This window comes from Rhodoflexus sp. (genome assembly GCF_053489755.1).
In genome coordinates, this window is sequence record NZ_JBRCHD010000019.1 from 1 (window position 1) to 15863 (window position 15863).

Genomic DNA, 15863 nt, shown 5'->3' on the forward strand with positions numbered 1-15863 from the left:
TTGTTGGGCTTTTTGCATACAAACATGCCTCAAAGGTATGAATCCAACCTCTGGGACACCCAAAATACAAATTGAAAAATTGCAAATGTCTAATTATCAAATAGTTGTAAATTAGCGTCGTTTTTTCTGCGGAAGTCAGGAGCCAATTGTCGGTGAGAAGTAAATTGCTGTAAGCCTTTGGTCAGCAAGGTCAGGTGGGTAGCCGTTTTTTTGCCGATACCTTTCACACTGCTCGCCAGGCTGACAAGCTGCTCATAGGCAGGGGGCAGTTCTTTTTCTATACGCTCACAGATAGCTGTTATTTGTTGGTCTATGAGCAATAAATCCTGTTGCAACTGTTCTGCTACTAAGGGGTGTATTTGTGAATAGAACGTAAGGTTGCCTAATTGGTTCTCAAGGGCTTGCTTTTTTGTTTTTAACTCTTCCCATCGGTCTATTATTGACTTTCAAGAATAAACCGTTCTTGAGTTTTGCCCCATCCAACCCTCCCCAGTGGAGAGGGCAAGGGTGGGGCGGTAAAAAGCGGGAACGCTTATTTGTTGAAAACTAATAATTCTGTGATACATTTGTAGGGTGGTCTTTAGGTCTTCAACCGGCTTGATTGTCCTCTAAAACGTCTGCAACTGTGTCAGTTTGCTGTACAAGCCTTCTCTGGCGATCAGTTCGCGGTGGGAGCCTTGTTCGAGGACGTGCCCGTCTTGGATGACGGCAATTTCGTCGGCGTTTTGTACTGTGCTGAGGCGGTGTGCAATAATGAGCGTGGCGCGTCCCTGCATCACCTTTTCGAGGGCATCCTGCACTGCCTTTTCCGACTCGGAATCTAAGGCTGAGGTGGCTTCGTCCAGAATCAGCACGGGAGGGTTTTTCATTACGGCGCGGGCAATGCTGATGCGCTGCCGCTGCCCGCCTGAAAGTCTGCCGCCGCGATCGCCTAACACTGTGTCGTAGCCATTTTCCAACTGCATGATAAATTCGTGTGCATTGGCAACGCGGGCTGCTGCTTCTACTGCCGCAAGGCTTGCCTGCGGCATTCCGAAGGCTATGTTATTAAATACTGTATCGTTAAAAATTATCGGCTCTTGGGTAACAATGCCAAAAAGACTGCGCAGAGAAGACAGTTCAATCTTTCGGATATCTATCCCGTCAATACTGATGTAGCCCTGCTGCGGGTCGTAAAAGCGCGGCAGGAGGTCTGCCAGAGTAGATTTACCACCACCCGAAGGTCCGACTAATGCCAGCGACTTGCCCTTTTCGAGTCGCAGGTTGATGTTTTGCAGCACTTGTCGTTCACCATAGGAAAACGATACGTTGTGCCACTCGATCACACGTTGCAGGCCGGCAATTGGTTGGGCATCAGGTGCAGAACTAATAGCAACCTTCACATCAATGACTTGCAACACGCGCTCCATAGAAGCCACTCCGCGCTGCAAGGTGCTTAGAGCCGTCGAAATTGACTTGGCAGGTGTTAGTATTTGGGTAAAAAAAGCGATGTAAGCCATAAAAGAGGAGGCAGCCAGTTCGCCTCCGAAGACCATCCGACCGCCATATAGGAGAATGCCTCCCACAACGATTGCGCCCAGTACCTGCGAAAGCGGCGAGGCAAGGTCGCGTTTGTTTTCTATGTTCAGCGTCAGTCGCCTGTAGGTTTCATTGCGCTCGGCAAACTTTTGGTTGATATAAGGTACGGCATTAAAAGCCTTGATGACCTTAATGCCACCGAGTGCTTCTTCTGCGATATTGACAATGCTGCCCAGCATATCTTGCCGCTCGCGCCCGACGCGGCGCAAACGCTTGCTGACCTCGGCGATAATAGCACCACTAATGGGCAGAAAAAGCAAAGTAAAAATGGTTAATTCTACCGAGAGGTACAGCAAAGCGCCAAAAAAGATGACAATTGTAACAGGTTCCTTGATAAGCGACTTTAGTACCGTAACCACTGTTACCTCAATCTCTTGTACGTCGTTGGTCAGACGCGAGAGCAGATCGCCTTTGCGCTCTCCTTTGAAATAGGCCAGATGCAGCGAGGTAAATTTCTCAAAAATTGCCAAACGAATATTGCGAATCAGCGTATAACAAAGTTGATTCATAATGTATTGTGCCAGATAGACAAACAGGTTGGAAAGTACAACCGAACTGACCAGCACCATACACACCAACTGAAGAGAGCGCATTTGTCCGTATTCGGCTACTGAAAGTCGCAGGCGATAGTTGAAGTAATCGGCAGCATATGTCATCAGATTGCCTGCCCATGCAGGCTCTTGCAGAGTGGCAGTCTCTACAGGTACCTGTTGAAAAAGCACGTCGAACAAGGGAATCAGCAGCGAAAAGTTGAGCGCCCCAAAGACAACCGATAGCAGCAGCAATAATAGATAGATAGGTAACAAGCGCACCCAAGCGGAAGAAAACGACAGAATACGCCAAAAAACTTTCATTGTGCAATGTTAGTTTAAAGGCATTAAAATAAAAATAATAGCAAAAAATAAGCGCAATATTTGGTTATTCCGCGCGGAACTAATATAATTGCAGACTTATTCCTTGTTGCCGTTCCGAGCAAAAGTTTTTATTGAATTCCATTTCTGATTCAGTTTTTATAACCTCTTGTCCTTCCTGCTGCATCATTGCGAGGCAGCAATAACTTATTTTCCGGATTCATATGTATAGCATTGAAGAGTTGAACCTCAAACTCTTGTCAGAAGTCAGGCAACTGGCTGAAGAATTGGGTGTTAAAATAGTAGGTAAACCCACCAAAAAAGACCTGATCAACAAAATTATGGAGCATCAGGCTGGCAACCCGTCTTTAGCTTCTGAAGTTGCAACAACTGAAAAGAAAGTCGAAACAAGTAGCTCACCTACATTAAAATTGCGTCGTGAACGCCAGAATGTTACTTCACGCAAAGAAACACCTGCTACTGAAAGCATCTTGCCACAAGAGGAGATGTTGCCAGAAAAAAAACGGACACGCATAGGCAAAAAAGAAATGCTGGCCGAGGCAGTGGAAATGGTATTGTCCGACGAAGAGATTGCTTTGCCACCTGTAGAAGAAGATTTTACTACGGATTTCATCATAGATACCGCCTTACTGCCGCCTGTAGTGGCTGAAGAAAAAACAGAGGAAATGCCGGTAGTAGCTGAACCACTTGAGCCGGAGCCTCCGGTTGTTGAGCAACAACGCCCACAGCGCCGCCTCGAAAACGAGCGACAAGGTGTAAACCCCAATAACAATAACCAGCAACAACAACGAGGCAATCAGCAGCGCCAGCAGCAACAGCCAAAGTTTACTGTCCGCGATTTCGACGGTGTCATCGAAAACGAAGGAGTACTCGAAATCATGCAAGATGGCTATGGTTTCCTGCGCTCATCGGATTATAACTATTTGGCAAGCCCCGACGACATCTACGTTTCTCCTTCACAAATTAAACTCTTTGGGCTTAAAACAGGCGATACTGTTCGCGGTACGATCCGCCCGCCCAAAGAAGGTGAAAAATACTTTGCTCTACTGCGCGTAATTACTGTCAACGGTAAAACGACCGAGCAGGTGCGCGACCGAGTTCCTTTCGAATACCTTACTCCGCTGTTTCCAAATGAGCGCCTGAAACTCAGCCACAAACCCAATGAATACTCTACTCGTTTGTTAGACCTTTTTGCCCCGATAGGTAAAGGTCAGCGCGGGATGATTGTTGCGCAGCCTAAAACAGGTAAAACTGTATTGCTCAAAGAAATAGCTAACGCAATTGCTAAAAATCACCCCGAAGTGTACCTTATCGTACTGCTGATAGACGAGCGCCCCGAAGAGGTTACCGACATGGCGCGAAGTGTTAATGCAGAAGTAATCGCCTCTACTTTCGACGAGCAGGCCGAGCGCCACGTCAAAGTATCGAGCATTGTACTGGAAAAAGCCAAACGCATGGTGGAATGCGGGCATGATGTTGTTATCCTGCTTGACTCTATTACCCGCCTAGCGCGTGCCTATAATACAGTTGTGCCTTCATCAGGCAAAATCCTTTCCGGCGGTGTGGATGCAAATGCGCTACACAAGCCTAAACGTTTCTTTGGCGCTGCCCGCAATGTGGAAAACGGCGGCTCGCTGACGATCATTGCTACGGCGCTGATTGATACCGGCTCCAAAATGGACGAAGTGATCTTTGAAGAATTTAAAGGCACGGGCAACATGGAGTTGCAGTTAGACCGCAAGTTGGCCAACAAGCGTGTATTCCCTGCTATAGACGTACCTGCTTCAGGTACACGCCGCGAAGACCTGCTGCTGGACAAAGATACCCTGCAACGCGTGTGGATTTTGCGCAAGTACATGTCCGACATGAATTCCAGCGAGGCTATGGAGTTTCTGCTCAACAATATGAAAGGAACTAAAGATAACGAGGATTTCCTGCTCAGCATGAACAACTAATTCTTCCAATTCATTGTAACACACAACCCCAAAGATGTTGCTTGATTTTGAAAAACCCATCGCCGAACTGGAAGGCAAGCTGGCAGAAATGAAGCGCCTAGCGACCGAAAACGGCGTAGATGTAAGTGAACCCGTGCGTGTACTGGAGCGCCGTATCAACGATCTGAAAGTAGAGACCTACCGCAATCTGACCCGTTGGCAACGCGTGCAACTTTCCAGACATGTAGATCGCCCCTACACGCTGGACTATATCTATAACATAACTTCAGATTTTATCGAACTTTTTGGCGACCGCAATATTGCCGACGACAAGGCAATGGTAGGCGGCTTCGGTAGGATTGAAGGACAGACTTTTATGCTGATCGGTCAGCAAAAAGGACGCAACACCAAAGAGCGCCAGTTTCGCAACTTCGGCATGGCTAACCCTGAGGGCTATCGCAAAGCGCTGCGCCTGATGAAATTAGCCGAAAAATTCAACAAGCCTATTGTTACTTTTATAGATACTCCCGGTGCGTTTCCGGGCATTGAGGCTGAAGAACGGGGGCAGGCAGAGGCCATTGCCCGCAACCTGCGCGAAATGTTCATGCTCAAAGTGCCTGTTATCTGTATCATCATCGGCGAGGGAGCTTCGGGCGGCGCTCTGGGCATTGCCATTGGCGACCGCGTACTAATGCTGGAAAACACTTGGTATTCGGTCATCTCTCCCGAATCCTGTTCTTCGATTCTGTGGCGCAGTTGGAACTACAAAGAGCAGGCAGCCGAAGCACTCAAACTGACAGCGACCGATATGCTGGCTTTCAAGCTCATTGACGGCATTATTGAAGAGCCGCTCGGAGGCGCACACAAAGACAAGGCCGCCATCATGCAAACGGTCAAGAAAGTTATCTTGGAGCAGTTTCGCGAATTAGACGCGCTTTCACCGCGCGAACGCATCCATCTACGCATAGAAAAATTCACTGCTATGGGCGTTTATGCGCAATAAGTATTTACAAAGCACTTGTTTTTCAGATAATTTGGGCTAACTTTGCCCCCTCAAAAATTAATCTTCAACGTTTGCCGCTAAATTTTATGAAGCCAAACCATTATGAGACTGTATTCATTTTAACTCCCGTTTTGTCTGATGCTCAGATGAAGGATGCAGTCGAAAAGTTCAAACAAGTACTAACCTCGCTTGGTGCAGATGTGTATCACCACGAAGACTGGGGGCTGAAAAAGCTCGCCTATCCCATTCAGCACAAGAGCACAGGTTTTTACACATTGTTCGAGTACGCAGGTCAACCGGATATTGTCAAAACACTGGAAACCGAGTTTAGGCGCGACGAGCGCGTCATGCGCTTCTTGACTACCAAGCTGGATAAACACGCCTTGGAGTACAACGAAAAACGCCGCAAAGGTGCTTTCAACAAAAAGTCAGAACCTGCTAAAACCGAAACTGAAGCCTAATAGCCATGACACTCGTAAACGAATCAGTTGTTAGAAACAACGAAAACAAGAAAAAGTACTGCCGTTTTAAGAAGAGCGGCATCAAGTACATTGACTACAAAGACGCTAATTTCCTTCTGAAGTTTGTCAACGAGCAAGGTAAAATTTTGCCTCGTCGCCTGACAGGTACAAGCCTGAAATTTCAACGTCGCGTAGCGCAGGCTGTAAAGCGCGCCCGCCATTTGGCGTTGTTGCCATACGTAACCGATTCGCTCAAATAGTCTTAGTTAACCACCATCAATTATCGAATTGCTGTCATGGAAATTATTCTCAAAGAAGATATCGTAGGTTTGGGCTATAAGAACGACATCGTTACTGTTAAGCCCGGCTACGGACGCAACTATCTTATCCCGCGCGGATTGGCAGTAGCTGCTACTGAGTCAAACAAGAAAGTCATTGCCGAAAATATGCGCCAAGCAGCTCACAAGGCCGAAAAAATCAAGCGCGAAGCACAAGAACTGGCCGACCGTATTGGCGATCTGGTGATCCAAATCGCAACAAAAGCCGGTGAAAGTGGCAAAATTTTTGGCGCAGTTACTACCAACCAACTGTCTGAAGCATTAAAAGAAAAAGGCTTTGATATCGATCGCAAGAAAATCGCTTTCAAAAGCGAAATTAAAATGCTGGGCAATTACACTGCCATTCTTGACCTGCACAAAGAAGTAAAGAAAGAAGTAGCCATAGAAGTTATAGCCGGCTAATCATTGAATACCCAAATTGCGGGTTCAAGTTAAAAGCCCGCAATTTTTCTTGTCTTTTCTCTTGCTGCTCGTGCAAACCTTTACCTACGACTCGCTTTATCAATTTGTTTATCAGGTATTTCGCGCAATTGGCTGCTCTGAGACAGACGCTCAAACGGCTGCTGAAGGATTGCTCGTAGCCGATCTGCGCGGGATAGACTCGCATGGTGTTGCCCGCCTGTCGGGGTATGTGCGCCTTTGGGAAGCCGGGCGCATCAATACTACACCCCATATTCGTGTGGTGCATGAAACCCCCTCAACTGCTACGCTTGACGGGGGTGCGGGGCTGGGGCTAGTGGTAGCACCCAAAGCAATGCAGATAGCCATTGAAAAGGCAAAGCAAGTAGGTACAGGCTGGGTAAGTGTGCGCAACTCTAACCATTTTGGCATTGCTGGGCATCATGCAATGCAGGCGCTCGCCTACGATATGATCGGTGTAGCGATGACCAATGCAAGTCCGCTTGTTGCGCCTACATTTTCCGTAGAGCGGTTGCTGGGTACGAACCCAATCGCAGTAGCAATTCCTGCACAAGAGCAACCGCCTTTTGTTGCAGACTTTGCTACGACAACAGCTGCCAATGGCAAACTCGAAATTCTGCAACGCAACAATGCCGATGCGCCCTTAGGTTGGGTACAAAATAGCGAGGGGCTACCTACGCCGGATGCAAACGCGTTGAAAAAGGGTGGCGCACTGCTACCGCTCGGCTCTGACCGCGAACATGGCAGCCATAAAGGTTATTGCCTCGGCTCGATTGTAGATATTTTTTCAGCAGTGCTTTCCGGTGCAGGATACGGCCCTTGGGCGCCGCCTTTTGTTAGTTTCCTGCCTCCCCCCACTGACCCCGTAGGCGAAGGATTAGGGCATTTTCTGGGCGCTATGCGCATAGATGCATTCCGCCCTGCCGAAGAGTTTAAGCAGCACATGGACAAATGGATCGGGCGCTTTCGCAGAGCTACCCCTGCCCAAGGATACGAGCGCGTCCTGATTCCCGGCGATCCTGAACGCGAGGCAGAAGCCGTGCGCCGCACCACAGGCATCCCTTTAGTGATGTCCGTAGTAGAAGATCTGCGCCGGTTGGCAGACAAAATGGGACTGAAAGGATTGTAAAACAACAATAGTTGTTACAACAATAAACCGCATTTTGACGTTACAACCACAAATAGGTTTTATATTATGCTGCCTGAGCCACACATTGAGATTGCTGCCTCTGTTGATCTATCCGCCGAAATCAATTACCTACTGACTTATATCAGCAGCGAAAGCCGTCCTTTTGCGCTTTGGAAAATGCCCGAACGCAATCGGATTGACTTGATTGCAGGTTTTGCAACAGAGGCACAGCGCTACGAGCAGGTAGATTTGGAAACACTGCCCCCGGGCTTTGCAGCTGCTCCTTTCGACACATCAAAAGGTATCTTCTTCATTCCCGCCGACCAGCATTGGACTTGGGAAGCCGATAGCAAAAGCGATCAAATACAGCGCTCAAGAGGCACTGTTATTGTCCCTGTAAACGAAACTTCTACAGCGAAAGTATCTATGCGACAACTGCATAGCTACATTGCTCCAACGCAGGTAACAGGCAACTCAGCCGATAGCTTCCGTTCAGCTGTCCGTTCAGCTATTGAAGCCATCAGAAGACAGGAGTTCCAGAAAGTAGTACTTTCTCGGCAAAAGGAAGCGATGATGCCTAAGGATTTCAACCCTGTTAATGTCTTCATGGAATTGTGCCGACGCTATCCGACGGCTTATATTTCTTTCTTTGCCATTCCACAGGCAGGGGTTTGGATGGGTGCAACCCCTGAAATACTGGTCAGTGTAGACAGTCATCAGATCTTCCGCACTATGGCACTGGCAGGCACACAGGCAAAGGGAGCATTCGATAATTTACAACAGGCTTCATGGACACAAAAAGAAATTGCCGAGCAGGCAATGGTCAGCCGCTATATTATCAACTGTTTTAAGAAAATCCGCTTGCGCGAGTTTGAGGAAAACGGTCCGCGTACAGTAGCTGCGGGGCATCTGATTCACCTGCGGACAGATTTTGAGGTAGATATGCAGGCTACAAATTTCCCGCAGTTAGGTACGGTAATGCTTTCGCTGCTGCATCCGACTTCTGCAGTCTGCGGAATGCCTAAAGAACCTGCCACTAACTTTATTTATCGCCATGAAAATTATGACCGCTCTATGTACAGCGGCTACATAGGCAGTGTCAATATGGATAATGAAAGCCATCTGTTTGTCAATCTGCGCTGTATGCAGTTACAAGAGCGCAGCCTGATCATGTATGCAGGGGCGGGTATCACGGAAGATTCTGACCCTGAAAAAGAATGGCACGAAACAGAACTGAAGTGTAATACGATGCTAAGCCTGATCCGGACTACCGATACACAATGATAAATTCGATGCGGCGGTTCTCCCTGCGCTGTTCGGGAGTGCAGTCTTTGCGCTGACAATTGTGGCGCTGGCGTTCTGCTCCGAAACTGCGGATAGCCACTACCCGCTCTCTCAAAAGTCCGTTCTTAAACAAATAAGCAGCAGCAGCATTGGCGCGTTTGAGGGCGATTTCGTAAACATTCTTCGCCGATTCATTTAAATCTGCATGTGCTTCTATGGCAATTTTCACTCCCGGATACTCTGCCAACAGCTGTAGAATGCGGTTAAGTTCTGCTTTGACTTCATCGCTCAGCGTCTCTCGTTCCGCACTGTAGTATATAGTAGGGATGGTAATATCCAAGGGGATAGGGTTGTAGTTTACCGGCTTTAGCGGCAGTAGTACGTCTTGTATTTTGCCTGATTCTACGTCCTGCCCTTCGGTAATCATGTAGTCTTCCATTTGATAGCCCATCATTTGAGCTTCCAGCTTGTAAACGACCCCTGAATCGGCTCTGAAAGTAGCCATTCCTTCACTGTCAGTGTAGAGAAAGCGCGTTTCACCTGTTTTTGAATTGGTTAGGTAAACAGTGGCATTGCCTATCGGCAGGTTCGTATCCTGATTAACAACAATTGTCCTTATATAGCGGTTGTTAGGGTTATTAGTAACTTCCTCGCGCGGCAGTTCTACATCCATTTCGATGAATTGTCCTACGTACTTAGGATTGGTCGTAACCCTGTAGGGTAAACTTCTCTGATAGCCACTTGCCTCGGCAACGAGTTTGTAGGTGCGTCCCTGTTCTAATATAAACAGACAAGAGCCGTCAGGTTGGCTTCGTTTTTCGTATTTCTCGCCGCTGTTGATATCTTCTAGCACTAATGTAGCATCGTTAATCGGATTTTTGCTTGCCTGTTGCACAATGCCCGTTTCCCATACCTTTACTTTAAGCGATTGCCGGTACAGCGGCGGACTCATCAGCAGGTTTATGTTGAGCGTTACAGGCTCGGTAATGCCGATTGTGGAAAACTCTATGTCCGCATTGCTATGATAGCCAACCTTAGATACACCGATCTGGTATTTGCAGTCGTTCTTAATGGTGAACTGGTAGTTGCCTGTATTGTTAGTGAAAGCAACGCGGATGTCGTCTGTATAAACATCGCGCAACTTGACCAATGCACCACGCACCGGCTGACGATTGGCAGTATCTATTACGGTGCCTGTTACCTTCATTTCAAACTGACCGTACAAACTCTCGCCATCTTCGGTCAGGTTGCGTGTGCGGTGAAGTGCTAAAACCTGTACAGAGTAGATGTCGTAGTTGCCTCTTCGATTGGAGCTAAAGTAACCGATTCGCTGCGCCTCATTCATAATCAGCGCAAAGTCATCTCCTGTTGAGTTGAAAGGTGGCGGCATAATTCTGCATTCCTGCGCTTTACCTACTGCTGTAGGCACTTCGTAAATATCAAAGCCGCCGTAACCGTTCATGCGATTGGAAGCAAAATACAAATTGCCTTCGGGGTGTATAAAAGGCGTAATTTCATCGGCAGAAGAGTTGATGTTTGCACCCAGATTAACAGGCGCAGACCACTTGCCGAGGCTGTCTTTTCGAATGACGTAAATATCGAGGCCGCCAAAGTTATCGGGCAGATTAGCAGCAAAATAAAGCGCACTACCGTCCTCCGATATGGAAGGATGGCAGACAGTAACCGTATCGGGCAGATTGTCGAGCAAAGACAGTACGCTGTACCAAACATTATCCGAAGCAAGGGCAGTATAGAGGCGGGCAACTTGCGGCTTTTTAGATGCTTTAGCTAAGTAACGGCTGTAAAAAACCATGTTGTCTTGCGCCAGATAGGAAGCACCCGCAATACTTCCCTGTTCTTCTCTTTTCTGTGCCAAAAAAACACGCCTGCGGAAGGTATAACTACTGTCGGGATGCGGCAAAAGATAATAAGCCGCGCTGCTGTTTATATCTATGGGCGACTTCATTTTATTTGCCGACAGATAATATAACTGATTGCCGTAAAATACAGGAAATGCTTCATCCCGCTGCATATTCAAACGCAGTAGTTGCACTTGAAAACGTTCATCATTTGCTTGCCCGTATGTTGGTATATAGACAGCCCACAGCAGACAGATCAGCAAAAATATCCGCATACACAAAATCAATTACTTCGGCGACGTGAGCGCAGATTCACGTTGGGTTTCTTTTTCGAATTCTTTTTCAAGTGTAAGTTATTGGGGCGATAAACGGGACCGGGTCTGGAAGGATGCTCCACTTTGCGGCGAAGATTGGTATTAGCGCGCCCTTTTTGTGCGCCGTAAGTTTTAGTTTTCAGATGGTTGAATTTGTAGCCCATCATAATTTCGTTGGTGCTGCCTACAGCACCCTGCAATTCGGAAACAGCAAAATCGCGGGCAAGTCCGATGCGAAAACTCTTCACGTTGAACCCAACAGCTGCTACAGCGCTATAGCTTGTGCGAAAGGCTGCATTGAACCAAAGCGTATTATTCCAAATATATTGCGCACCAATATCAAATTGAAGCGGCACATTCCCTACTTTGCGCAGCATCAGCATCGGCTCTATCCTGTGAATCTCATCATAAGTCTTCAGCGTACAGCGGGCTGCAAGCAGAAAATGCGGCTGCAACTGAATATCGTTGGTGCTGTTATCAATCGTGCGGATACCTGTGGTCAGGAATTGCGGCATAGTAAATCCAATCTGGAACTTATCCTGAAAAATATAGTTCATTCCAAAGGTAAACTCCAGCCCCTGATAATTACCCGTATTATTCAATATCTGTGGATCATTGGGATTGAGAATGAAGGCATTATTGAAGTCAATCCGGTTAGTAATCAAGCCTCCCGTTAATCCGAAAGAGAATACTGAACTGTTTTCGTATAACTCGAACAGGTGATAGGCATAGCTGAATTGTACTTTATTTTGCTGAAACAGGCCTATTCTGTCCTGAAAAACATTAATACCAAAACCGGCGCGGTTTTCATAAAAGGGCAAATCGAGTGTAGCAAGTATGGTTTGCGGTGCGCCTTCCAGCCCTTCCCATTGGCGGCGAAAAGTCAGGTTAGCAGAGGCAAACTTCTCCAAACCTGCCCATGCGGGATTGTAGATAAACGGATTGTGAAAGTACTGGCTATATAGCGGCACTTGTTGCGCATGAGCGAATGCAATCCACCCGAAAAAACACGCACATATCAGTAGAACCTTCTTCATAGTGCTTTAATTGAGTAACGTGAATGATCCCGTTTTCGGTAGCGGACTGCCTTCTATCCGGAAAATGTAGAAATATACGCCCGTGGGCAGTGTTTTACCGTCTATCGTTCCGTCCCAATCGTTGGCATAGTTGCGGCGTTGGAGGATTTCCTGCCCCCATCTGTTGAAAATAATCAGCGTATTTTGCGGGTACAACTCGATGTTTCGGATGTGTAAAAAGTCATTGAGTCCGTCGCCGTTTGGCGTAATAACGTCCACAATATCAACTAATAAGTTCGGATCGGTAGCTACGCGCACCTCAATCGTATCTACACCAACGCAGCCTGCCGCATCAATGCCGCGAACGATGTAGCGCGTATTGACACGAGGGCTTGCCAGCGGAGTGGCGATTGAGTCGTTATCCAACCCGTCTCGTGGTGTCCAGATGTAGCGAGTTGCGCCTGTAGCCCGCAGTCGGACGCTTCTGCCAAAGATCACAGTTGTGTCAGGGCCGGCATTTACGCGAGGCAAAGGCAATACACGCACCGGAACGGACAGGCTCGTATCGCTGAAGCACTTGTTGCGGACAATACGCCGATAGAAACTCGTTGTATCAGGTGTGGGCGGCAGCAGGAACGGGGCTACCTCGCGCGGAATATCGCGCCAAGTAGTTCGGTTGGTAGAGATCTGCCACTGATATTCGAATACACCAGTGCCGTCCTGTGGAATAGAAGCCTTAATCGTATCCGGTTGCGCTCCGCGACAAACGGTCAGGTTAGTCGTCAGGATGATATTATTGCGAATCGGACGCGTAACAAATACGTTAACCGCCTGACTGGTATCTGTAAAACATTGCGTAGAGACGATGCGGCGGAAACGCGTCGACTGAATCACATCGGGGAAGTGGTCGCGCTCTGCGCCAACAGTGACCCACACATTAGGGCTGACTTCGCGTTGCCAGATATAGCTATACTGGCCATTGCCGCCTGTAGGAACGCTGCCGCGCAGCGTATCGGGAACTACCCCGAAGCAAACTTCCTGATTGTCGCGGATGCGGTTGTTTTCCAAACGGTTGATAATGCGAATTTGCACCATATTGCTTGTATCGGGGGCGCAATTAGCCGCTTGCACAATTCGCCGAACAAGCGTTGTGCGAACCAACCCTTGCGGTTGGAAAACAGCAGCAGTATCGGCAAGCGCCCATCGCACACTGTCGTTAGACACTTCCCAGCGATAACGATAGTTACCACCGCCTCCTGTCAGTTGTTGCTGACCGCGCAATGCCTCAATAGGGCTGTCTTCACAAACTTCTTGTGTAACAGGCCCGATGCGATTGCCCGCCAAACGCGGCACTACGCGCAGCGCCATAAAATTACTGGTATCTGTCCGACAGCCATTATTGATCAATCTTCGGAAGTATTGCAGCGGGAGCCGCAGCGTATCGGGTCGGTAGTCCACGCCGCGCCCTAAGTCCAATTGGCTAAGTGTTGAATCTACATTTGCCCAGTTGATAGAGTCAGGTGAGATCTGCCACTGGATGTCGAACCTGCCGCGTTCTGAAGGACGGCTGGCTTCAATCCGCGGCGGGGTATCAGTTACACAGATGGTTTGGTTGCTGCTTGTTACTGTATTTTCGCCAAAGTCGAAGGCGCGATTGATCTGAATAACATTGCTGGTATCGGAGTAGCAGCGGCTGCGCACAATGCGTCGCACGAGTGTCGTATCCGAAACGTCGCGAATGAACAAATCGAGTGTATCGGAACTAGCGCGGTCGTTCCAATCCCGCCCATTAAGCGAGCTTTGCCAGACATACCTGTATTCGCCCCCTCCGCCTTTGGGTTCGGGAATGATGCCGCGAAGTTTGACGGGTAGCGTATCGTTATCGCAAAGTGTTTCGCGGTCAGCTTCAATGAAGTTGCCTTCGATAGGCGGCGCTATGGCAATGGTTACTATATTGCTCGTATCGGTAACGCAAGGGCTAATAACCAGCCGGCGGAAATAGGTGGTAGTGGTCAGTACGCGGGGCTGGAAGATGGAAAATGTGTCGGCGCGTGTCATGGAGTCGGCGCGTACCCATACTTGGCGATCGGTAGAACGTTGCCATTGGAATCGAAAGTTAACAGTATCGCGTGCGGCGGCAGTAGAATCCAAGCGTATGGTATCGCGCAAAGCCAGTGGACGCTGCCCGGGACAGAGAATCTGGTCAAAGCCAACTACATTAGGACCGAATTCAGGCGATACGACCACCCGAAGTACATTACTCGTATCAACAGAGCAAGAGCGATCGGAAACGATGCGGCGGAAATAGGTCGTGTCTTCTAACGCCTGCGGACGGAAGTTGGGCGTAGCATCTTCGTCGAACCAGTCTATTTTATTTTTAGAACTTTGCCATTGGAAACGGTAGTTGCCGTCGCCGCCTGTTACCGGGCGCAGCCCTGTAAAAGTACGGATGCTGTCGCCGGGACAATAGATATAAGATGCTCCTACTTCGTTGTTGCGAATGCGTGGCACAAAGAGAATACGGATAACGTTGCTTGTATCGGTTACGCAGCGGTCATCTAATGCGAGGCGACGCAGGAAGATACTCTGTCCGATAACTGTTGGCTGGTAGTTGCTGCTGTTGGGGCCTACATCTGTCCACGAGAGGCTGTCGGTGGAGCGCTGCCACTGGTAGCGAAGCGTGCCCACAGCGCCTGATGCCGGATCGCCTGTAAAAGTTGGCACAGGCGCTCCTTCACAGTAAATCGTCCGTTCAGGGGCTATACGCGAGCCGGTGATAAAACAAGGAGTAACGATAATGCGGATGTTGCGGCGAAACAACGCAACGCCTGTAACTAAGCGATTGGTAATGCGAAGCACAAATCGTCCGTCGTGTAGATTGCGCGTAACGTCGGGAAACTCAAGGATACCTGCGTTAGGGCTTGCTGTGCCAAAAGGTTGCCCGTCTTTGAACCATTGGTACACATTAGCCGAGCCGCCGATCTGCCCGTCGAAGCGGAAAACATCCTTTTCATTCAATACGATGACCGTATCCCTGCCGATACTGTCTTGTGGGATTAGCGTGAATCCTCTGCCAATATTGGGTTCAAAACTGTCAAACTCTAAATTGTTGTTAGCCACGTTGAGCGTTTGCAGCGAAGAGTTGGCGGCAAAACTGGGAATTTTGGTGATTTTATTTTTGCTAAGATTGATAGATTTGATTTTGGTCAAAGAAGCCAACGAAGCGGGTATTTCGCCTGTTATGCTGTTATCCGAGAGGTCTAATTCGGTCAATTCTATCAATTTGTTGATGTCGGCAGGCAATTTGCCTGTAAGTTTTCGTCCCGGCAGAGCGATTTTAACGATTCTCCCCGTGCTATCATTAGGCACGCAAGTAATGCCTGCCCATGTATGGAAAGTAGAAGCGGCGTTGGCGGCATTCACAGGCCAAGGCATACCTGCGCCTGTCCAATTTGCGCCGCCCATTTGGTCAAAAATAGCTTTCAGCACGTTGAGTTCTTCTTGTCTATAATTGGGCAGCTGGGCTTGTAAAGCATAGGTTAAAAAAAACAAACTGACAGATAGCGATATATATCGAGCAAGTCGGTAAATCATGGCGTTTCAAGTACAAACTTTTTTAGGTATTTATGCAAGTTGGGAGCGACAGCACAAACAT

The 15863-nt window shown here is 48.3% G+C and carries 12 protein-coding genes; 7 read left to right on the forward strand and 5 right to left on the reverse strand.

Annotated features, from left to right (window positions below; all coding sequences use genetic code 11):
- Window positions 1–89: 89 nt before the first annotated feature.
- Together ACWIP2_RS04855 and ACWIP2_RS04860 are read right to left on the reverse strand one after the other, a co-directional pair.
- Window positions 90–335, reverse strand: coding sequence for a hypothetical protein (locus ACWIP2_RS04855; protein WP_448518781.1), 246 nt, complete (start codon window positions 333–335; stop codon window positions 90–92).
- A gap of 273 nt (window positions 336–608) precedes the next feature.
- Window positions 609–2432 (reverse strand): ABC transporter ATP-binding protein, encoded by a 1824-nt coding sequence (locus ACWIP2_RS04860; protein ID WP_448518782.1) that lies wholly within the window; start codon window positions 2430–2432, stop codon window positions 609–611.
- Between the two features lie 221 nt (window positions 2433–2653).
- Here ACWIP2_RS04860 and rho point away from each other — a divergent pair, with 221 nt between their 5' ends.
- The 7 genes from rho (at window position 2654) to ACWIP2_RS04895 (ending at window position 9019) form a co-directional block, all read left to right on the forward strand.
- Window positions 2654–4405 (forward strand): transcription termination factor Rho, encoded by a 1752-nt coding sequence (gene rho, locus ACWIP2_RS04865; RefSeq protein ID WP_448518783.1) that lies wholly within the window; start codon window positions 2654–2656, stop codon window positions 4403–4405.
- A gap of 34 nt (window positions 4406–4439) precedes the next feature.
- Window positions 4440–5387 (forward strand): acetyl-CoA carboxylase carboxyltransferase subunit alpha, encoded by a 948-nt coding sequence (locus ACWIP2_RS04870; RefSeq protein WP_448518784.1) that lies wholly within the window; start codon window positions 4440–4442, stop codon window positions 5385–5387.
- Between the two features lie 86 nt (window positions 5388–5473).
- Complete coding sequence (gene rpsF, locus ACWIP2_RS04875) at window positions 5474–5848, forward strand: 30S ribosomal protein S6 (protein ID WP_448518785.1); 375 nt, start codon at window positions 5474–5476, stop codon at window positions 5846–5848.
- 5 nt (window positions 5849–5853) lie between these two features.
- The gene (rpsR, locus tag ACWIP2_RS04880; protein ID WP_250630637.1) at window positions 5854–6108 is read left to right on the forward strand and encodes a 30S ribosomal protein S18; all 255 of its coding nucleotides are present in this window, start codon (window positions 5854–5856) and stop codon (window positions 6106–6108) included.
- 36 nt (window positions 6109–6144) lie between these two features.
- Complete coding sequence (gene rplI, locus ACWIP2_RS04885; RefSeq protein WP_448518786.1) at window positions 6145–6588, forward strand: 50S ribosomal protein L9; 444 nt, start codon at window positions 6145–6147, stop codon at window positions 6586–6588.
- Between the two features lie 70 nt (window positions 6589–6658).
- A complete protein-coding gene (locus ACWIP2_RS04890; RefSeq protein WP_448518819.1) occupies window positions 6659–7735 on the forward strand; it encodes an Ldh family oxidoreductase in 1077 nt (358 codons plus the stop codon).
- Window positions 7736–7801: 66 nt separating this feature from the next.
- Entirely contained in the window at window positions 7802–9019 is a 1218-nt protein-coding gene (locus ACWIP2_RS04895) for a chorismate-binding protein (RefSeq protein ID WP_448518787.1), read from the forward strand.
- Here ACWIP2_RS04895 and ACWIP2_RS04900 read toward each other — a convergent pair.
- From ACWIP2_RS04900 to ACWIP2_RS04910, 3 genes are read right to left on the reverse strand one after another with little or no spacing between them, the layout of a single operon-like run.
- Window positions 9003–11153, reverse strand: coding sequence for a carboxypeptidase regulatory-like domain-containing protein (locus tag ACWIP2_RS04900; RefSeq protein WP_448518788.1), 2151 nt, complete (start codon window positions 11151–11153; stop codon window positions 9003–9005). The genes ACWIP2_RS04895 and ACWIP2_RS04900 overlap by 17 nt on opposite strands.
- A gap of 8 nt (window positions 11154–11161) precedes the next feature.
- Window positions 11162–12229 (reverse strand): PorP/SprF family type IX secretion system membrane protein, encoded by a 1068-nt coding sequence (locus tag ACWIP2_RS04905; RefSeq protein ID WP_448518789.1) that lies wholly within the window; start codon window positions 12227–12229, stop codon window positions 11162–11164.
- Window positions 12230–12235: 6 nt separating this feature from the next.
- Entirely contained in the window at window positions 12236–15802 is a 3567-nt protein-coding gene (locus ACWIP2_RS04910) for a T9SS type B sorting domain-containing protein (protein WP_448518790.1), read from the reverse strand.
- Between the last annotated feature and the right edge of the window lie 61 nt (window positions 15803–15863).